Source organism: Zunongwangia sp. L-65, from assembly GCF_056859415.1.
On sequence record NZ_JBSXOK010000050.1, the window covers coordinates 52,319 to 72,022 of the forward strand.

A 19,704-nucleotide genomic window follows, 5' to 3' on the forward strand; every position below is an offset into this window, starting at 1 on the left:
ATTACTCAATTATTAAACTCATTTTCTTTTTCTCCAATCGGCGGTTCATCCCAGCTATTCCTTGCAAACCGCCTGTATGCACCGCTAAAATACGGGATTTTTCAGGAATTCGTTTTTTTTTGATCATCTCAAAAATTCCAAACATCATTTTGCCCGTGTAGATGGGATCAAGCTGAATTCCACACTCCGCTTTAAATTCATTTATAAAACTGATCAACTCTTCATTTATTTTAGCATAACCTCCAAAATGATCATCGCTAACAAGTGTCCAGTTCTTTTTACTACTGAAATGACCAATTTCATCTTTTAAAAAATCTCCTTTTAAAGCTGAAAATACCAAAACACTTTGATTTTGTCCTGAAGCATTTATTAAACCCGAAGCCGTTCCTCCAGTACCTGCCGAAACGCAAATAATATCGAATTCTTTATCTTCTTCACTTAAAATCTCTTCACATCCTGCTATGGCAAGCTGGTTCGTTCCGCCTTCAGGAACCAGATAAAAATCACCAAATTCAGCATGCAGAGATTCAATAAATTTAGGATCATTTTTTCTACGGTAATTTTCTCGCGACACAAAATGAAACTTCATTCCGCTATCTGAAGAAAATTTTAAAGTAGGATTTGACTGTAGTGTTTGTTGAAGGTCTATCCCAAGTTCTTCGCCCCTAATAACACCAATTGTTGGAATATCATATAACTTTCCGGCTGCTGCAGTAGCCGAAATATGATTAGAAAACGCCCCTCCAAATGTCAGAATTTGTGATTTTTGAAGTTTTTTTGCTTCCAGTACGTTATATTTAAGCTTTCTAAATTTATTCCCGGAAACTTCAGGATGCAGCAAATCTTCTCGCTTCAACCAGACTTCAATATTTTGTTTTTCAAACTTTTTGATAAAGTCGTTTCGTGAAAAAACAGGCTCATTTTTATGGAATATCAAATTGATGTTTTCCGCAGCGTTCATACTGCAAAGATGAGAAAGGCTAAAATCGCTACAAAGAAATTAACGATAATATTTTAGAAAGCTAAAGGCCTTTCTTGACTTTAAATAGTCTTCATCTTTTTCATTACTGTAGGCTTCAACTTCAAAACTTATATTTCGATAGGCCGCCATTGCATTTTTATATTTTATCCATCGAAAAATAAATTCCGCAGCATACAAAACATAAAAGAAAACAACTAAAAGCTCTAATTGTTGCCGCAAATGAATCTTTTCGTGGTTCACTAATATCTCATCCTGTTTGTAATCAGCATTTTTCACAAAGATTACCGGCCAGATAGTTACGGCAATAAAGTTTTTACCGAGGAGATGTTTGTTAACCAAAATCATAATCTTCAATATAAGAATTGTAATTTTGTTTTTATGAGTTTTCCACGAAAAAGAATACCGCTTGAAGAAGGCGATTATTATTTAACGCCAGAAGGTTATCGATGTTTCACCGAGCAATATCATCTTAAGCGCGGCTATTGTTGCGAGAGTGGTTGCCGACATTGTCCCTATGGTTACGATAAAAAAACGAATACCCAATAAAAAATTATAAGAATCATAAACCGCACAAAAATGACGTTTAAGGAACAGCTATTACAGGGAATTCCCAATGAACTTCCAGAACCTACACCACTGGATCCTGAAATTAACCACGCCCCTAAACGTAAAGCAATTTTAAATCCTGAAGAGAAAAAGCTGGCATTACAAAATGCACTTCGTTATTTTAAACCAGAGCATCATAAAACCTTACTGCCAGAATTCAGGCAGGAACTAGAAGATTTTGGTCGCATTTATATGTATCGTTTTAAACCTGATTATAAAATGTATGCCCGCGCCATTGATGAATATCCCGGCAAGAGCACTCAGGCTAAAGCGATCATGCTAATGATCCAAAACAACCTGGATCATAACGTCGCACAGCATCCAGACGAATTAATCACATATGGCGGGAACGGTGCGGTCTTTCAGAACTGGGCACAGTATCTTTTAACCATGCAATACCTGGCTATTATGGAAGATGATCAAACGCTGGCGATGTACTCTGGACACCCTATGGGTTTATTTCCAAGTAATGAAAATGCTCCACGAGTGGTTGTCACCAACGGAATGATGATTCCTAATTATTCGCAACCCGACGATTGGGAGAAGTTCAATGCACTTGGCGTAACGCAATACGGACAAATGACGGCAGGAAGCTATATGTATATTGGTCCGCAGGGAATTGTTCACGGCACCACAATCACTGTTTTAAACGCCGGAAGAAAGATTGCCAAAAAGAACGAAGATCTCTCTGGGAAGCTTTTTGTAACCTCTGGACTTGGCGGTATGAGCGGCGCACAACCCAAAGCAGGCAACATTGCCGGTTGTGTTACTATTTGCGCAGAAGTAAATGAAAAAGCGATTAAAACCAGGCATAGTCAGGCTTGGGTAGATGAAGTAATTACGGATATTCGCCTGCTCGCCGAACGAGTTTCGAAAGCAAAGAAGGATAAAGAAGTAGTCTCGATTGCTTACCACGGTAATATTGTAGAAATCTGGGAATATTTTGCTGAAAACGATATTTATATCGATTTGGGCAGTGACCAGACGTCTTTACACAATCCCTGGGCCGGCGGCTATTACCCCGTAACACTTTCTTTTGAAGAAGCTAAAGAAATGATGGCCAATAATCCCGAACAGTTTAAAACTGAAGTTCAGGAAAGTTTACGACGACAAACTACTGCGATTAATAAACATACTGCAAAAGGCACTTATTTTTTTGATTATGGCAATGCATTTTTACTAGAGGCCTCTCGTGCCGGGGCTGATATATTAGCCAAAAATGGTGATTTTAGATATCCTAGCTATGTTCAGGATATTATGGGCCCCATGTGCTTTGATTATGGTTTTGGTCCCTTTAGATGGGTTTGTGCCAGTGGTAAAGAGGAAGACCTGGCTAAAACCGATAAGATTGCTACTGAAGTTTTAGAACGACTAAAACAGGAGTCACCAGCTGAAATCCAACAGCAGCTAGAAGACAATATTCGCTGGATAAAAGGCGCACAACAAAATAAACTGGTGGTAGGATCTAAAGCCAGGATTCTTTATGCCGATGCTATAGGTCGTATTGAAATTGCAAAAGCTTTTAATAAAGCAATTGAAAACAATGACATTGGCCCGGTAATTTTAGGACGTGATCATCATGATGTTTCGGGAACCGATTCTCCTTATCGCGAAACCTCTAACATTTATGACGGCTCTCGTTTTACCGCAGATATGGCGATACAAAATGTTATTGGCGATAGCTTTAGAGGTGCTACCTGGGTAAGCATTCATAATGGCGGCGGCGTAGGCTGGGGAGAAGTTATAAATGGAGGATTCGGCATGATTCTTGAAGGTAACAAACAGTCTGAGAAGCGATTAGAATCGATGCTTTTTTGGGATGTAAATAACGGAATAGCCAGAAGATCATGGGCAAGGAATAAAGGAGCAGTTTTCGCTGCTAATCGAGCCATGCAAATAGAACCAAAGCTAAAAGTTACACTCCCAAATATGGTGGATGATTCCCTTTTTTGATATCTTTATTAATCATAAAATATAACACCTATGAAAGTTCTAAAATTTACTCCTGTGTTGATGTTACTGGTGATGTTTGTCACATCATGTAACACCGTAAGAGTAGCTTCGGATTACGATCGTGAAGCTGATTTTAATTCGTACCACTCTTTTGCATTCTTTAAACCAGGAATTGATAAAGCTGAAATTTCAGATCTTGATAAAAAAAGAATTATGCGTGCTATTGAAGGTACTATGTCTGAAAAAGGATTTGAGAAATCCCAAAGTCCCGATCTTTTAGTAAGTATCTTCACCAAAACCCACGAAAACATTAATATTTACCAACATAATCCGGGATGGGGTTATGGATGGGGATGGTCTCCCTGGTATTGGAATTCAGGATTTAATACGGTAAACAGGACTAGTGATGGTACCTTATATATCGATCTTATAGATGCCAATACTAAAGAATTGGTATGGCAGGGAATGGGAACTGCTGCCCTTGCTGAAAGAGTGAGCAAAAAACAGGAAAGAATTAATGATATCGTTTCTAAAATTTTAGAAAAATATCCTCCGGGATCTGAAAAATAAAATCACTGGATTTTTAATAATCCAAGATAAATTCATGTTTAGCCTTTCATCCGAAAGGCTTTTTTATTGACATATTTTCTTTAATAACTCTAAATATTTAAAAATTTCGTATATTCATTACTCAAATAAGCCACATAATTATGCTTAATTCAATCGAGTCTAACGAAATACTAGAGCGGTTACCTGTACATCTTCAGCAATACATTAAGCCGCAAAATTATGAAGACTACACTCCAATTAATCAGGCAGTGTGGCGCTATGTAATGCGCATAAATGTGGAATACCTAAGCAGAGTTGCTCATAAATCATATTTGGACGGACTCCAATTAACAGGGATTTCTATAGATCATATCCCAAATATGTATGGGATGAACCGAATCTTAAAAGAAATTGGCTGGGCGGCAGTTGCGGTAGATGGTTTTATTCCGCCGGCTGCTTTTATGGAATTTCAAGCCTACAATGTTTTGGTCATCGCCAGCGATATCAGGCAACTGGAACATATTGAATACACTCCTGCTCCCGATATTATTCACGAAGGTGCCGGCCATGCCCCAATAATTGCTAATCCAGAGTATGCTGAATATTTAAGACGCTTTGGAGAAATTGGCTGTAAGGCGATCTCGAGCGCTCATGATTATGAGGTATATGAAGCAATTCGAAAACTCTCTATTTTAAAAGAAGCTGAAGATACTCCGCCTGAAGAAATTGCTAAAGTTGAAAAACTTGTAGACGAACTTCAGCAAAAAGAAGTAACGCCCAGTGAAATGTCTTTGATAAGAAATTTACACTGGTGGACGGTAGAATATGGTTTAATAGGCACTCCTGAAGATCCTAAGATCTATGGTGCAGGATTATTATCCTCGATTGGAGAAAGTAAATCCTGCTTAACCGAGAAGGTAAAAAAAATACCGTATTCCATTGAGGCCATGCACCAGGAGTTTGATATCACAAAGCCACAACCTCAGCTTTACGTAACACCAGATTTTGCATACTTAAGTTTGGTTTTAGAGGAATTCGCTAATAAAATGGCACTTAGAAAAGGCGGCTTAAGCGGAGTCAAAAAACTTATCGATTCTAAAGGATTAGGCACCATAGAATTTAGTACCGGTTTACAGGTTTCCGGGAATTTTGAAAACGTGATCGAATTAGAGGGAAAACCTATCTATATTCAAACGAAAGGAAAAACAGCCCTAGCCTATCGCGAAAAAGAACTTGTAGGCCACGGAACAAAATCTCATGCTACAGGTTTTGGATCTCCTATAGGAAAATTAAAAGGCATCAATCTAGCAATCGAAGATATGAGTCCGCGTGACTTAAAAGCATATAACATCTATGAGGGTGAATATACTGAACTAGAATTTGAAGGCGGTATCATTATAAATGGAGAAATTATTACCGGCACGCGCAATCCGCAAGGAAAAATTATTCTTATAAGCTTTAAAAACTGTAGCGTTAAATATTTCGATCAGGTGTTATTTCAACCGGAATGGGGACGTTACGATATGGCGGTAGGTAAAGAGATCGTTTCGGCTTTTGCCGGGCCGGCAGATCATCATTCTTTTAATTTGGTTACGCATAAAACAAGTTCGAAAACCATCAAAACCCAAAAAACTAAAAAAAGAAAAGAATTAGAAGATTTATATGAAGCAGTTCGCAATTTTAGGGAAGGTAAAAATACCAAATATAGTATTCAGGCGGTCTTTGATATTCTGAGAAAAGATCATCAGGAAGATTGGCTGTTAACCACTGAAATTTATGAGCTTGCTTTAGAACATGATCCTAAATTGGCCAAAATCAATAAGGAATATTTAGAAAAACTTCAGCAGAAAAGGCCCAAAATTGCTCATCTCATCGAAGACGGAATTTTAATGGCAGAAACGAAAAGAATCACCGAAACATCAAAACCCTGAAGTCCGTCTCACAAGCTTTTAAAAAGAAAGCTTTTCGCAAATTAGATGTATCCGGATAGGTATAGAGAATAAAAATCCTCAAGAAAGATTAAAGCTTAATATCGCTAAAATCATTTTGAGAGTTTACCGGCATGTCATTATATTCCAATGTCCATCCCATGCTATTGGTAAGAATATAGATTTTGGAAAGCTCACTAATTAAGCGGTTTTGTGCATTCGATTTAATACTGGATGCTTCTACTTTTTTCTTTATAGAAGCCGTAACTTTCTTTTTTATGGTATTATAATCTGACGCTTCAAATTGATTAAGGTAATCTTGTGTAACATCGTAATATTGAATGTCGGGATAAATATTAAGTTCTTCCTTTGGAATACTTTTAATGATAACCCGCTTATTTTCCTTGTCGATTTCAGTCTCTAACTTACTAAGATCATAACTTACCGTCACTTTCGCATTCACGACGATAAGCGCTTTTTTTCTTGCTGAAAAAACATCCAGATAAAACTTTTTAGAATCTTTATACGACCAAACCTGAGAAAAATTACCTTCAGTAACTACCAACTTCCCCACATTTTTGATCTGTTCCTGGATAAGCTGAGAATTTTGTGCTAATTGTTCGCGTTCACTTTGTCGATTTTCACAATATCGCACTCCAAAAACAGTTAACAAAACTACAGCAGCACCCAGCAGGAACCTTTTCATGTTATAAGGATTAAAAGTTGATTTTTAAAGATAAGGATTTAAAAATAGGAAAGTGTTATAAAAAACTTATGGACGGCCCCACCCGTCCATAAGATTAAAATTTCTAAAATCTACCCCAAACAAATTTTAGAAAAGAAAGTTTAATTAATCATTGTATTCATAAGGCGAATACTTCAATCAATAAATTAGAATTAATTTACACTGTGAATTTACAAATATTTTACAATATTCAAAATAATTATCATACTTTTTTAATGGTAACCAATTAGTAAGCCTTTTTAAATGATAAATTCAAAATTTTACAGAAGGGATTTTCACTTGTAATTTTTCAATTCTAAGACTTAACTTCTCAAGAAATTCGCGGTGTTGTGGGCTATCTTCATTAAATGGTCGATGCTCTAATCCTTTCTGGATGCTATTCACCTCTTTCATTATCGAGAAAACTTCAGGCGCTATCCAACTTTCTTTAAACCTTCCCCAAATATAATCTATGCCAATTTCTGAAAGATGAATCATATCCTTATCATAAAACCGATAATCTCTAAGCTCGTCCATTACAATTTCATAGCTGGGAAAATATTTTGTTTTTTTATCGAATTTCAACTTTAATTCTTTTCGGTATTCGTGTAAAGCCGTGATAAGATTTGCCTTACTTAACTGATTTTCTACAAAACCGTCTTTTAAATGTCGTACCGGCGAAACCGTAAAGATAATTTTAACGTCCTTATTAAGCTTCCAGATGATATTGCATATTTCAGCAAGACTTTTCTTAATCTCTTCTGAAGAAAAAATCTTTTTAGTAAAATTAGATTGCACGACTTTATGGCAATTCGCTACCAAACGCTCATCCTGATTTAAAATATATCCCCATGCCGTTCCCAATGTGATGATTACATGAGAACTTTCCTGCAAAAATGAACGCGTTGTCTCTAAGGAATTATTTAACCTACTAATCATTAATGCTCGATCTGGATGATTCATTTGCGAATGGACATCAAAACACGAATACAAGTCGTTTAATTGAAAAACATCCCGCTCGGAATATATATAATTTTCATCAATTCTCTGAAAGAGATTTCGTAGGGCAACAGGGTGAAAGATAATCCCAAAGGGATTTTGCAACGCATTAAACTTAAAATACTGCAGTTTATCCCCTATATTTTCCACAAAGCACGACCCAAAAAGTGCGATATTAGCATCGTAGTTGATTTTTGGGGATTGATTGCTAACCGGGACGATTGTTCTAAAATCCATAGCGAAGAAATAAAAAGGCGCATAGAACTATTTCTTCCATACACCCACATTTTCATAATAGAAAGATACTAAATTTATAACCTTCTCTAATAAATATTTATTCGATATATTTTTTAGCTTCCTTTAAAGCCTCTGGGATTCCTGCCGGATTTTTACCCCCTGCAGTCGCGAAGAATGGCTGGCCACCGCCACCTCCCTGGATATATTTACCCAGCTCACGAACTATGGTACCTGCATTTAAATCCTTAGTTTCTACCAGTTCTTTAGAGATATAGCAGGAAAGTAAAGCTTTTCCTTTTTGTTCGGTTCCAAAAAGAAGGAATAAATCATCGATTTCGCCTCCTAATTGAAAAGCCAAATCTTTGATTCCGCCAGCGTCTAAATCTACCTTTTTTGCTAAAAACTGAATTCCGTTAATTTCCTGAATTTCATTTTTGATCTCAGATTTCAGGTTTTTGGTTTTGTCTTTTAATAAAGCTTCTACCTGCTTTTTTAGATCAGCATTTTCGTCCTGTAATCCTGAAATTGCTTTTACCGGATCTTTGGCATTTTTCAACAAACCTTGCACTTCTTCTAAAAGTTCGGTTTGCTTCGTAAAATATTCTTTTACCGCATCACCGGTAATCGCTTCGATTCTGCGAATCCCTGAAGCAACTGCACTTTCCCCGGTAATTTTAAAATACCAGATATCGGCAGTGTTTTTAACATGTGTACCCCCACAAAGTTCCATGGATTCCCCAAAACGGATGGCACGCACGCTATCCCCATACTTTTCACCAAAAAGTGCAATAGCACCCTGATCTAAAGCATGCTGATAGGCAATATTTCGTTGTTCTTCTAATTGTAAACCTTCCTGAATCCTGTCATTTACAAACTGCTCTACTTTTTCTATTTCTTCAGAAGAAAGCTTACTAAAATGACTAAAATCGAATCGCATATAATTAGGCTGCACCATAGAACCCTTTTGCTCTACATGCGTTCCTAAAATATGCCGTAATGCCTGATGCAACAAATGCGTAGCCGTATGATTAGCCGCTGTTTTTGTTCGTGCTGAAGCGTCTACCACCGCAGTAAAGCTGCCAGAAATATTTTGTGGTAATTTCTTTGCAAAATGGATAATCTGGTTGCTTTCCTTTTTAGTATCGATAATACTAATTTTCTCTTCTCCAGATGTTAAATACCCCTTATCACCTACCTGTCCGCCACCTTCCGGATAAAAAGGAGTTTTAGTAAAAACGATCTGATAAAGTGTTCCTTGTTTTTTTGTTTTTACCTTACGGTATTTAGCAATTTTAACCTGGGTTTCTAATTGATCGTAACCTACAAAAGCATCTTCATCAACCTCATTAATTTCTTCCCAATCACCAGAGCTTACCTGTGTAGCTGCCCTGGAACGTTCTTTTTGCTTTTTAAGTTCAGCTTCAAATTCAGCAATATTTAGGCTATAGCCTTTTTCTTTTAAAATAAGCGCAGTTAGATCGATAGGAAAACCAAAAGTATCATATAGTTCAAATGCTTTTACGCCAGAAATCTCTTTATCTTTAGATTGGGTCACTATATTTTCTAACATCACCAATCCCTGCTCTAAAGTTCGAAGAAACGAAAGCTCTTCTTCTTTAATTACATTTTCGATAAGCTGCTGTTGTTTTACCAACTCTGGAAAAGCTTCTCCCATTTGAGACTTCGTACAATCTACTAATTTATAGATAAAAGGCTCTTTGGTATTTAAAAAAGTAAAACCATATCGTATAGCGCGACGTAAAATTCTACGAATTACGTAACCCGCACCCGTATTACTTGGTAATTGCCCATCTGCAATACTAAAGGCAACTGCCCGAACATGATCTGCAATTACCCGAATGGCAATATTGGTTTCTTCAGAGGTACCATAAGATGAGTTGGTAATTTTTTCAATTTCAGCAATAAGCGGTGTAAAAACATCGGTATCATAATTGGATTGTTTACCCTGCATTACCATACATAAACGTTCAAACCCCATTCCGGTATCAATATGCTTGGCCGGTAATTCTTCTAAGGAGCCATCTGCTTTACGGTTAAATTGCATAAAAACCAGATTCCAGATCTCTACTACCTGAGGATGATCTGCATTGACCAGTTCTTTTCCAGGCTTTTCCGCTTTTTCTTCGGGAGAACGGATGTCTACATGAATTTCTGAACAAGGCCCACAGGGTCCCTGATCACCCATTTCCCAAAAGTTATCTTTTTTATTTCCGTAGATAATTCGATCTTCAGGAACAATCTTTTTCCAAATTTCTAAAGCTTCGGTATCTAAACCTACGCCATCTTCCTCGCTCCCTTCAAAAACCGAAACATAAAGACTATCCTTATTGATTTTAAACTTGTGTGTCAATAATTCCCAGGCCCAGTTAATGGCCTCTTCTTTAAAATAGTCACCAAAACTCCAGTTTCCTAACATCTCAAACATCGTATGATGATAGGTGTCGTGCCCCACTTCTTCTAAATCATTATGTTTTCCACTAACGCGAAGACATTTTTGAGAATCGGTTACCCTGGTATTTTTGGGTACAGAATTCCCCAGAAAAAACTCTTTAAACTGCACCATTCCTGCATTAGTAAACATCAGGCTTGGATCGTCCTTAAGAACCATTGGCGCCGATGGTACAATGCTGTGTGATTTTCCTTGAAAAAATTCTAAAAAACTTTTACGAATTTCCTGAGATTTCATGTACTATATTTTCTTGTAAATATTATTAAATTATGCAGGCTATAAAACAATTGCTATCTTTGTTCGTTACCGTATAAACTTGCACGCTTTTTGTGCAATTACGGGAACAAAAATAGCATAAATTTAACTCATGTCGAAGGTTAAATATTATTACGATAGCGAGACGCTTTCTTACAAAAAAATCGAACGAAAAAAAGGTCGAAGATTTGGTATTGTATTGTTTAGCATCTTCGGAAGTTTTCTTGCCGGTTTCCTTTTACTGGTTGTTTATCTTAACATTCCACAGATCGAAACCCCCAAAGAAAAGGCTCTTAAACGAGAACTGCAAAATATGCAATTGCAATATGGCCTGCTCAATAAAAAAATGAACCAGATACAGAATGTACTGGGAAATATCGAAGATCGCGATAACAATATTTACCGCTTATATTTTGAAGCCAACCCCATCCCGGAAGAAACACGCAAAGCCGGATTTGGTGGGATAAACCGCTATAAAGACCTGGAAGGTTTTGACAATTCTAAATTGATTATTGAAACCAGTAAAAGAATGGATATTCTTACCAAACAATTGGTGGTACAGTCCAAATCTTTAGATGAAATTGCCGAACTAGCTAAAGAAAAAGAAGATCTTTTAGCGGCCATTCCGGCCATTCAGCCTGTAAAAAACGAAGACCTTACACGTATTGCCTCGGGTTATGGTTGGAGAACCGATCCCTTTACAAAAGTTCGAAAATTCCATTTTGGAATGGACTTTACCGCACCCAGAGGTACCCCGGTATATGCCAGCGGTGACGGGCAGGTCACCAGAGCTGATAATCACAGTACTGGTTATGGAAATCACATACGCATAGACCATGGTTACGGCTATGTAAGTCTTTATGCCCATTTATATAAGTACAACGTAAGAAAAGGACAAAAAGTAAAACGCGGTGATATTATTGGTTTTGTAGGAAGCACAGGCAGATCTGAAGCCCCCCATTTACACTATGAAATCTTTAAAGACGATGAGCATATAAATCCTATTAATTTTTATTACGGAAATCTTTCTCCGGAAGAATTTGACGAAGTGCTTAAAAAAGCACAACAAGAAAACCAATCTTTGGATTAATGCAAGTTGAACTGCCCGAAAAAAGATACTACAGCATTGGCGAAGTCGCCAAAGCCTTCAAGGTAAACACTTCTTTAATTAGATTTTGGGAGAAAGAATTTGATGTAATCAAACCGAAGAAAAACGCCAAAGGAAACCGTAAATTCACCCCAGAAGATATTAAAAATTTAGAGCTTATTTATCATCTGGTGAAAGAACGTGGTTTTACCCTGGAGGGTGCTAAGACCCATCTTAAAGAAGAAAAGCAAAAAACACTGAGCAATTTTGATATTGTTCGTAAATTAGAGAAAATAAAAACAAGCCTAATCAACATCAAAAATCAATTATAGAATGAAAAAGTGGTTAATCCCAGTTATAGTAATCGTAGTCCTAGGAATAATAGTTTATAGCATGACTGCCGGAGTAAACAATACCGGAGTAGAATTAGAAGAAAATGCAAAAGAAGCATGGTCTAATGTAGAAAGTTCCTATCAACGAAGAAATGATCTTATTGGCAACCTGGTACAAACGGTTCAGGGTGCAGCCGATTTTGAGCGTGGAACTTTGACAGATGTGATTGAGGCTCGTGCCAAAGCGACTTCCGTAAATGTTGATGCTTCTAATTTAAGTGCCTCTCAAATTCAACAATTTCAACAGGCACAAACAGGATTATCTTCAGCTTTATCCAAATTACTGGTAAGTGTTGAGCGTTATCCAGATATCAAGGCAAATCAAAATTTCTTACAATTACAGTCCCAAATTGAAGGAACCGAAAATAGAATTAATGTTGCCAGAGATCGTTATAACGCAGCAGTAACTGATTTTAACACTTATATTCGAAAATTTCCAAACAATATTTTTGCAGGGATGTTTGGCTTTGAGCGCATGGAGAGATATCAAGCCGATGCCGGTGCAGAACAGGCTCCTGATGTAGAATTCGATTTTAAATAAGCCACTTTCAAAATAACCAATATGAGCCGTAAAGACTTTTCTTTAAAGACTAAGGATGAAAATGAAATCGTAGAAGCCATAAGAACTGCTGAAAAAAGCACCTCTGGAGAAATTCGCGTTCATCTTGAAAAATCTTCAGGATCACAGGATATTTTTGAACGTGCCATGGAGGTTTTCCATCAATTAAAAATGGATAACACCAAAGAAGAAAACGGTGTCTTAATTTATGTGGCTATGGAAGATCGCAACTTTGTAATTTATGGCGATAAAGGCATCAACGATAAAGTAGAAGATGATTTCTGGGAAAGCACAAAGGATGTTATTCTAAATCATTTTAAAAAAGGAAACTTTAAACAGGGACTTGTCGACGGAATTTTAATGGCCGGTGAGCAGTTAAAAAGACATTTTCCCTGGCAGGAAGACGACGAGAACGAACTTTCAGATCAAATTTCAAAAGGATAAATGCTACAATTCAACAAAAAGATTAGCGGCTTAAGTCTATTATTATTACTTATTAGTTTTGTGGGATATGCCCAAAGGGATATTCCGCCAAAACCAAGTAAAGAAACAGCAGTTTACGACGGAGCGAATCTTTTAACTTCTTCGGAAGAACAACGCCTTACCCAAAAGCTAATTAATTACGCCGATACCACCTCTACCCAAATTGTAATTGCTACAATTAAATCGTTACAGGGAGAGTATGCAGGAACCTATGCAACGCACTGGGCTGAAGAATGGGGCATAGGAATGGACGGAAAGGACAATGGTCTTTTCATACTTGTTGCCGAAAAGGAACGTAAAATCCAGATACAAACTGGTTATGGTTTAGAGCCTTACATGACCGACGCCTATACTTATCAAATCATCAATAATATTATTTTACCTGAATTTAAAAAGGGTGATTACTATACTGGTTTAGATAATGGCACTACAGCAGTTTTTGAGGTTTTGGCCGGTACTTTTAAAGGCGTACCCCAACCACGTGGAGGTTCAGGAAATTCTGCCAAGCCTATTGCTATTTTTATTGTCGTTTTTATCATTATAATCATTTCACTTATTGGTAAAAGTCGCGGTGGCGGCAGGGGCGGTGGTCGTCGTGGTCGTAGCACCCTTATGGATGCCATTATTTTAAGTTCTCTTGGTCGTGGCAGCTTTGGCGGCGGCGGATTTGGAGGTAGCTCTGGCGGTGGTTTCGGCGGAGGCGGCGGATTTGGAGGCGGCTTCGGCGGTGGTGGATTTGGTGGTGGTGGAGCCGGTGGAAGCTGGTAATTTAGCACTACACATATCAACCAAATTTTATAAAAAACTATTAGTAAAAAATAACAACTAAAATGCCCAATCTTAGATCTAAGATTGGGCATTTTTTAATCCAATTATTTTATCGACTATCTTCCTGGCCGTGGTGGCGGTCTTCTACCTCCTCTTCCTCCAAAGCTTTGTCCACCAAAATTCTTTAGATTGTAGGTAAAACTTAACATCGCATACTGTGTAAGCACTAAATTATTAGTATCCTGGATATAATCATCACCAATTTGTCTTCTTGTATTGATCACCTGGTCTAAAACATCATAAACCTTCAATTTGATATTGGCTTTCTCCTCCCAAAACTGGTAACCTAAACTAGTGATCCATAAGATCGAGGTATTGTCAAATTCAGAAGAAACATTTCCAAATTTATTATAAGAAATATCATTTCCAAAAACTATATTCTTAGGCCAGTAGGTAGTTACTTCCAATCCGGCACGCTGATTGACAAATTCTTGCTCGTTAAGTGTACTTATGCTATAATGTGAATTATTATAATCAATACCAATACTTGGATTAAGCTCAATAATATCATCTATAGCATACGTAAGCATTACTGACGGACTAACACTTATATTTTCTGAATCGAACTGCACCCCATTCGAAAATCCTACATTCTTGTTATAATTTGCATTTAATGATAATCGATATCTAAACTCTTTGTTTTCGTTTTTCTTCTGTTTATTATAAAAAATACCAAGCGAAGCCGACATCACACCATCCACGTTAGTATAAGTGGTGGTTCTGGAAAGGTCTGTTGTATCTGTAATTGTTCTTGCTACAACACTCTTTTCCGTAAAATTCATATTGAAATAACTAAATATTCCGCTACGCTTAGAGAAATCGAAATTACGGTAACCAGCTCTAATATTATGGCTGTAAGAAGGCCTTAAGTTAGGATTACCCGTAATAATATTGTTAGGGTTGGTACGATCTACCACAGGTTGCAACTGCCTTAATGAAGGCACATTAGCATCTGTAGAGTAATCTATGGATAGACTTTTAGATCGTTCTACTTCATATCGCACTCGTGCTCTCACGTACAAATTATTAAATGTATTATTAAAAGATGTTTCAGATAGGAAATTATTGTTCTCTAAAGTTGTATTTAACAGCCCTATATTAGTATCTATTCTCCATACATCTCCTTCAAAATTAATTCCTGCGTTTGGCCTATGTTGCCTGCTTTTCACTTCAAAATCACTACTTAAGGTATCATTGATCACCGTATAATTTCCGTTATCATCAGCCTCGTAAACAAAACGCTGATTCTCGTCATGATTAGAAGAAAAGTTGTAAGAAAGATCTAAAAATAAATCTTCTGATAATACACTACGTTGGGATACTCCAAAAGAGTAATTCTCACTATTTGCATCTTCATCGATGTATTGATCCTGAATTCTGGCAATTTCTTCTCCGTCTCGATAATCGAAACTTTCTGAATAAAAATAATTATCATTTTCCTGAGTATCGTAAGCGTTACGGAACTCTAATTGAAGATAAGCTCCACGGGCTCCAAATCGCTTCACAAAATCGATATTATTACTAAAGCTATTACTAAAAATATCTTCAGATTCTGATGTTAATGAATTATTTACCAACTCCCCATCTTCGCTTAATCGTTCTGAGGAACTTCCTCTTTCAGAAAATCCTGTATTTGCTGTAAATCTTGGAGAAATGGAAAGTTGCGTTAGGGTATCGAATTCTATTTCGAACCTTGCATTTGCACGATGGTTATCGTTTACAAGATCACTAAAGCTCTCAGAATTAAGGAAGAATGTACGGTCTGGTAGAATATTTTGCCTTTGGATAGATGTTTCTTGCCTGGTATCATTTCTTCCGAAAAAATAGTCTCCATTAAGTTCATATTTATCATTCCACTCATTCGTATAATTTGCTCCGGCAGTTTCAGCTTTGGTAATACCACCACCTCCGCCTCCACCAAAAACAGAACGCGCTCCAGATCCTCCCATCATTCCGTAAACTTCATCAAAACTAAACCCAGAACTATTGATGTTGTTAGAACTTGCAAGAATACTAAGACGCATATCATCTTTAAAAATATTCCCGATACCACTAAGCTCATATCTACCATCTGTACCACCCCCGGCAGTCCCTCTGGCAAAATAGCCTTTATTCTTATCCTCTTTAAGGGTAATATTTATGGTTTTATTGTCTGGGTCTCCTGCTTTTCCGGTAAATTCTTCAGACCTGGTTTTTTGATTCGACACCTGAATTTTTTCTATGATCTCTTTGGGAAGATTTTTTGTCGCGATCTGCGGATCGTCACCAAAGAATTCTTTGCCATTCACCTTAATGCTCGATACCGGTTTCCCGTTAATTGTAATTGCACCATCTGAATTCACTTCTACTCCAGGAAGTTTCTCCAGTAATTCTTCCAGGTTTGCATTTTGCCTGGTTTTAAAACTATCAGCATTAAACTCTAAGGTATCTTTCTTTAAAGTTAAAGGTGGGCGGGCAGCAACAACCGTTACTTCCCCTAATTGATTATCCTGAAGTTCTAATTTAAGTTCCCCAACATTTTGAGTTCCTTCTTTAACTTCTACAACTTTTTTAAATGGTTTAAAACCGGCATATGATACCAACAGGTTTAATTGCTTTTCTTTAGAACTTCCTGAAAGTGTAAAGTTTCCTTTTGATTCTGAAATAGTATAAGTTACTAAAGTGCTATCCGAGGGCTTCTCTACATACACAGTTGCAGATTCAAGCGGATTCCCTTCTGGGTCCAAAACTTTCCCAGTCATTTCAAACTCCTGAGAAGAGCTTATCGCGGTAATAAAAAGAAACGCGATAAAAAGATAAAATTTCATTGATTGATGTTTTTTAAATTTTCGGTTAAAGTTTAGTCCAATTACTGTGGTGTGAGTTTGTAAAGATTTAGACTTTATAAACCGAAAAACGTTTAATAAAACATCAAAATATTTTAAAATTTAACTAAAAAAGGATTCTCAATGCTATTAAGACATTAAAAATCCTTCACTTATTTAAGAGTATATTATTTTTATTTTTTCCGAAAATAAACGGTGATCGGTACGCCCTTAAAATCAAATTCCTCCCTTAACTTGTTCTCTATAAATCGTTTATAAGGATCTTTAACATATTGCGGCAGATTACAGAAAAATGCAAATTGTGGCTGTGGTGTGGGCAATTGCGTACAAAATTTTACTTTTACATACTTCCCTTTAATTGCCGGTGGTGGATTATTTTCTATTATTGGAAGCATTACATCATTAAGTTCTCTGGTCTTAATTTTTTTGCTTCGGTTTTCGAAAACCTTAACAGCGGTTTCTATCGCTTTAAAAATTCGTTGTTTGTTTAAGACGGAAATAAAGATAACGGGCACATCTGTAAAAGGTTCGATTTCCCTTCGAATCATTTGCTCGTAAGATTTCATGGTATTGGTTTCTTTCTCTACCAAATCCCATTTATTAACCAAAATTACAATGCCCTTACGGTTACGTTGTGCAAGCCAAAAAATATTTTGAACCTGCCCATCAAAGCCCCGGGTAGCATCTAAAACCAATAAACATACATCGGCATTTTCAATAGCTCTTACAGATCGCATTACCGAATAAAACTCTAAATCTTCCTTTACTTTAGATTTTCTACGAATCCCGGCGGTATCTACCAGGTTAAATTCGAATCCAAATCGATTATATTTGGTATCTATAGAATCACGGGTTGTACCGGCAATATCAGTAACTATATAACGATCTTCGCCAATTAATGCATTTATAAAAGACGATTTTCCTGCATTTGGCCTTCCAACTACGGCAAATCGAGGTAATTCACTTTCTTCTTTATAAGTTTCTTCTGGTAAGGATTCGATAACAGCATCTAACAAATCTCCCGTTCCACTACCATTGGTACTGGCTATGGGAAAATATTCCCCTAAACCTAAAGCATAAAATTCTACGGCATTCTCCAGACGTTTATTGTTGTCTACCTTATTAACAGCCAAAAACACTGGTTTATTTACCTTGCGTAGCAAAATAGCAACATCTTCATCCATGGGTGTAATCCCAGACTCGACATCCACCATAAAAATAATTGCATCGGCCTCACCTATGGCCAATTCAACCTGCTTATCGATTTCAGCTTCGAATACATCATCACTACCAATAACATAACCGCCAGTATCGATTAATGAAAAATTACGACCATTCCAGTCTGATTTTCCATAATGTCGATCGCGGGTTACACCGCTCACCGAGTCTACAATCGCCTCACGACGTTGAATTAAACGATTAAAAAAGGTAGATTTCCCAACATTAGGCCTTCCTACAATAGCAACAATACCACTCATATCTAAAAATTATTGGCAAAGGTAGTATTTAACAACCGAACTTTAAACAATAAACTTTCAGGAATTTAAAAGTTGATTTATTCTACAGTCTGGGTATTCTGAGTTTTCTTGATAAGATTTCCAACCGTTAACCCCTGAACTAAAATGGAAAAAATAACGATTACATAAGTCATCACCAAAAACAAATCACGTTCCATATCCTGGGTAAGACCAAGACACAAGGCAATAGAGATCCCGCCACGTAATCCTCCCCAGGTCATTATAAGATTGGTTTTAGGCACAAATTGTAATCGATTTTTAAAAAACTCTATAGGCAATAATAAAGAAAGGTAACGGCAAATTAAAACAATAGGTATTGCCGTTAAGCCGGCAAAAATATATTCAAGATCAAAAGTGAGAACTAAAATTTCCATTCCTATCAATACAAATAATACGGTATTTAAAAGAATATCGATAAGCTCCCAGAATTTATCAACGTAGGTCTCGGTCATTTCAGACATAGTAGATTGCCTAACGGTATCATTCCCTACCAACAATCCGGCCGTGACCATTGCTAATGGTGCTGAAAAATGGAGTTTCTGGGCCAATGCAGTACCTACCATTACTGTTGCCAGTGTTATGATTACCTCTGTATCATAATCGTCTATAGAGCGCATTAAAAGGTAAGTTATATATCCTATAGCCAACCCCAAACTTATCCCTCCAATAACTTCGGCTCCAAAAAGTTCCATAATATGCAAAAAGCCAGTACTTTCTTCACTTCCGCCAGATGCTGCAATATTAAATATGGTTAAAAATACAACCACCCCAACGCCATCATTAAATAAAGATTCTCCTACTATTTTAGTTTCTAACTTTTTTGGTGCTCCGGCTTGCTTTAAAATCCCCAGTACCGCAATAGGATCTGTTGGAGAGATTAAAGCTCCAAATAATAGACAATGAATATAGCTTACCTGCAATCCGAATAATGGAATTATATAAAAAACGGCGGTGCCTACCAGAAAAGTAGAGGCCAAAACACCCAAAGTGGCAAAAACGATCACAGGCCAACGTTGCACCCTTAATTGCTCAAAATTTGTATGTAGCGCTCCTGCAAATAGCAAAAAACTTAACATCACATCTAAAAGAAGCGTTCTAAAATCTAGTTTGGTAATGATATATTCCTCTATATCCAATAAGGTATCGTCATAAAAACTAATTCCAAAAATGGCCAGGCTAAAAACAATGGTAATTAGCATTAAGCCAATGGTGGTTGGTAATTTTAAAAAACGAACATTAACGTAGCCAAACAATGCGGCCAGAAAAATGATAATCGTAAGAATAATAAAGGGGGTCATATTTTTGCTGAA

General features: G+C 36.9%; 17 protein-coding genes. 9 read left to right on the forward strand and 8 right to left on the reverse strand.

Features of this window, described 5'->3' with window-relative positions:
* Position 1: 1 nt before the first annotated feature.
* Together AC13DP_RS07235 and AC13DP_RS07240 are read right to left on the reverse strand one after the other, a co-directional pair.
* A complete protein-coding gene (locus tag AC13DP_RS07235) occupies positions 2-961 on the reverse strand; it encodes a 1-aminocyclopropane-1-carboxylate deaminase/D-cysteine desulfhydrase (protein WP_483067478.1) in 960 nt (319 codons plus the stop codon).
* 39 nt (positions 962-1,000) lie between these two features.
* Positions 1,001-1,327: a hypothetical protein gene (locus AC13DP_RS07240; protein WP_228251480.1), complete on the reverse strand. Its 327-nt coding sequence runs from the start codon at positions 1,325-1,327 to the stop codon at positions 1,001-1,003.
* A gap of 33 nt (positions 1,328-1,360) precedes the next feature.
* On the opposite strand from AC13DP_RS07240, the gene AC13DP_RS07245 reads away from it, so the two are divergent.
* The 4 genes from AC13DP_RS07245 (at position 1,361) to AC13DP_RS07260 (ending at position 6,021) form a co-directional block, all read left to right on the forward strand.
* The gene (locus tag AC13DP_RS07245; protein ID WP_187288257.1) at positions 1,361-1,528 is read left to right on the forward strand and encodes a C1orf53 family protein; all 168 of its coding nucleotides are present in this window, start codon (positions 1,361-1,363) and stop codon (positions 1,526-1,528) included.
* A 30-nt stretch (positions 1,529-1,558) separates the two neighbouring features.
* The gene (locus tag AC13DP_RS07250; protein ID WP_483067479.1) at positions 1,559-3,541 is read left to right on the forward strand and encodes a urocanate hydratase; all 1,983 of its coding nucleotides are present in this window, start codon (positions 1,559-1,561) and stop codon (positions 3,539-3,541) included.
* Positions 3,542-3,571: 30 nt separating this feature from the next.
* Entirely contained in the window at positions 3,572-4,111 is a 540-nt protein-coding gene (locus tag AC13DP_RS07255) for a DUF4136 domain-containing protein (RefSeq protein ID WP_272959281.1), read from the forward strand.
* A 140-nt stretch (positions 4,112-4,251) separates the two neighbouring features.
* On the forward strand, positions 4,252-6,021 hold the full coding sequence (locus AC13DP_RS07260) for an aromatic amino acid hydroxylase (RefSeq protein ID WP_483067480.1): 1,770 nt from the start codon (positions 4,252-4,254) through the stop codon (positions 6,019-6,021).
* Between the two features lie 88 nt (positions 6,022-6,109).
* On the opposite strand, the gene AC13DP_RS07265 is transcribed toward AC13DP_RS07260, so the two are convergent.
* The 3 genes from AC13DP_RS07265 to alaS form a co-directional block, all read right to left on the reverse strand.
* A complete protein-coding gene (locus AC13DP_RS07265; protein WP_483067481.1) occupies positions 6,110-6,724 on the reverse strand; it encodes a DUF4230 domain-containing protein in 615 nt (204 codons plus the stop codon).
* A 291-nt stretch (positions 6,725-7,015) separates the two neighbouring features.
* Entirely contained in the window at positions 7,016-7,978 is a 963-nt protein-coding gene (locus tag AC13DP_RS07270; RefSeq protein WP_483067482.1) for a GSCFA domain-containing protein, read from the reverse strand.
* 97 nt (positions 7,979-8,075) lie between these two features.
* On the reverse strand, positions 8,076-10,685 hold the full coding sequence (gene alaS / locus AC13DP_RS07275) for an alanine--tRNA ligase (RefSeq protein ID WP_483067483.1): 2,610 nt from the start codon (positions 10,683-10,685) through the stop codon (positions 8,076-8,078).
* 130 nt (positions 10,686-10,815) lie between these two features.
* Between alaS and AC13DP_RS07280 the strand changes: the two genes are divergently transcribed.
* The 5 genes from AC13DP_RS07280 to AC13DP_RS07300 are packed head-to-tail and all read left to right on the forward strand — an operon-like array spanning position 10,816 to position 13,992.
* Positions 10,816-11,793, forward strand: a complete 978-nt coding sequence (locus tag AC13DP_RS07280; RefSeq protein ID WP_272959192.1) for a M23 family metallopeptidase — start codon at positions 10,816-10,818, stop codon at positions 11,791-11,793.
* Positions 11,793-12,122, forward strand: a complete 330-nt coding sequence (locus AC13DP_RS07285) for a MerR family transcriptional regulator (RefSeq protein WP_013070287.1) — start codon at positions 11,793-11,795, stop codon at positions 12,120-12,122. Before AC13DP_RS07280 ends, AC13DP_RS07285 begins: the two co-directional genes overlap by 1 nt.
* A 1-nt stretch (position 12,123) precedes the next feature.
* A complete protein-coding gene (locus AC13DP_RS07290) occupies positions 12,124-12,723 on the forward strand; it encodes a LemA family protein (RefSeq protein ID WP_041578656.1) in 600 nt (199 codons plus the stop codon).
* Between the two features lie 21 nt (positions 12,724-12,744).
* Positions 12,745-13,185, forward strand: coding sequence for a TPM domain-containing protein (locus AC13DP_RS07295; RefSeq protein ID WP_013070285.1), 441 nt, complete (start codon positions 12,745-12,747; stop codon positions 13,183-13,185).
* A complete protein-coding gene (locus tag AC13DP_RS07300) occupies positions 13,186-13,992 on the forward strand; it encodes a TPM domain-containing protein (protein ID WP_272959191.1) in 807 nt (268 codons plus the stop codon).
* A 116-nt stretch (positions 13,993-14,108) separates the two neighbouring features.
* Here the strand turns inward: AC13DP_RS07300 and AC13DP_RS07305 are convergent, their stop codons facing one another.
* The 3 genes from AC13DP_RS07305 to AC13DP_RS07315 all read right to left on the reverse strand — a co-directional run bounded on the left by AC13DP_RS07305 (position 14,109) and on the right by AC13DP_RS07315 (position 19,692).
* Positions 14,109-16,859, reverse strand: coding sequence for an outer membrane beta-barrel protein (locus AC13DP_RS07305; RefSeq protein WP_483067484.1), 2,751 nt, complete (start codon positions 16,857-16,859; stop codon positions 14,109-14,111).
* 191 nt (positions 16,860-17,050) lie between these two features.
* Positions 17,051-18,355 (reverse strand): ribosome biogenesis GTPase Der, encoded by a 1,305-nt coding sequence (gene der, locus AC13DP_RS07310; protein WP_013070282.1) that lies wholly within the window; start codon positions 18,353-18,355, stop codon positions 17,051-17,053.
* 77 nt (positions 18,356-18,432) lie between these two features.
* Positions 18,433-19,692 (reverse strand): cation:proton antiporter, encoded by a 1,260-nt coding sequence (locus AC13DP_RS07315; protein ID WP_013070281.1) that lies wholly within the window; start codon positions 19,690-19,692, stop codon positions 18,433-18,435.
* Positions 19,693-19,704: the final 12 nt, after the last annotated feature.

What these genes read in the sequence shown, in the direction of transcription:
- AC13DP_RS07235 (WP_483067478.1), bottom strand. Translation starts at nt 961, where the DNA reads ATGAACGCTGCGGAAAACATCAATTTGATATTCCATAAAAATGAGCCT.
- AC13DP_RS07240 (WP_228251480.1), bottom strand. Translation starts at nt 1,327, where the DNA reads ATGATTTTGGTTAACAAACATCTCCTCGGTAAAAACTTTATTGCCGTA.
- AC13DP_RS07245 (WP_187288257.1), top strand. Translation starts at nt 1,361, where the DNA reads ATGAGTTTTCCACGAAAAAGAATACCGCTTGAAGAAGGCGATTATTAT.
- AC13DP_RS07250 (WP_483067479.1), top strand. Translation starts at nt 1,559, where the DNA reads ATGACGTTTAAGGAACAGCTATTACAGGGAATTCCCAATGAACTTCCA.
- AC13DP_RS07255 (WP_272959281.1), top strand. Translation starts at nt 3,572, where the DNA reads ATGAAAGTTCTAAAATTTACTCCTGTGTTGATGTTACTGGTGATGTTT.
- AC13DP_RS07260 (WP_483067480.1), top strand. Translation starts at nt 4,252, where the DNA reads ATGCTTAATTCAATCGAGTCTAACGAAATACTAGAGCGGTTACCTGTA.
- AC13DP_RS07265 (WP_483067481.1), bottom strand. Translation starts at nt 6,724, where the DNA reads ATGAAAAGGTTCCTGCTGGGTGCTGCTGTAGTTTTGTTAACTGTTTTT.
- AC13DP_RS07270 (WP_483067482.1), bottom strand. Translation starts at nt 7,978, where the DNA reads ATGGATTTTAGAACAATCGTCCCGGTTAGCAATCAATCCCCAAAAATC.
- alaS (WP_483067483.1), bottom strand. Translation starts at nt 10,685, where the DNA reads ATGAAATCTCAGGAAATTCGTAAAAGTTTTTTAGAATTTTTTCAAGGA.
- AC13DP_RS07280 (WP_272959192.1), top strand. Translation starts at nt 10,816, where the DNA reads ATGTCGAAGGTTAAATATTATTACGATAGCGAGACGCTTTCTTACAAA.
- AC13DP_RS07285 (WP_013070287.1), top strand. Translation starts at nt 11,793, where the DNA reads ATGCAAGTTGAACTGCCCGAAAAAAGATACTACAGCATTGGCGAAGTC.
- AC13DP_RS07290 (WP_041578656.1), top strand. Translation starts at nt 12,124, where the DNA reads ATGAAAAAGTGGTTAATCCCAGTTATAGTAATCGTAGTCCTAGGAATA.
- AC13DP_RS07295 (WP_013070285.1), top strand. Translation starts at nt 12,745, where the DNA reads ATGAGCCGTAAAGACTTTTCTTTAAAGACTAAGGATGAAAATGAAATC.
- AC13DP_RS07300 (WP_272959191.1), top strand. Translation starts at nt 13,186, where the DNA reads ATGCTACAATTCAACAAAAAGATTAGCGGCTTAAGTCTATTATTATTA.
- AC13DP_RS07305 (WP_483067484.1), bottom strand. Translation starts at nt 16,859, where the DNA reads ATGAAATTTTATCTTTTTATCGCGTTTCTTTTTATTACCGCGATAAGC.
- der (WP_013070282.1), bottom strand. Translation starts at nt 18,355, where the DNA reads ATGAGTGGTATTGTTGCTATTGTAGGAAGGCCTAATGTTGGGAAATCT.
- AC13DP_RS07315 (WP_013070281.1), bottom strand. Translation starts at nt 19,692, where the DNA reads ATGACCCCCTTTATTATTCTTACGATTATCATTTTTCTGGCCGCATTG.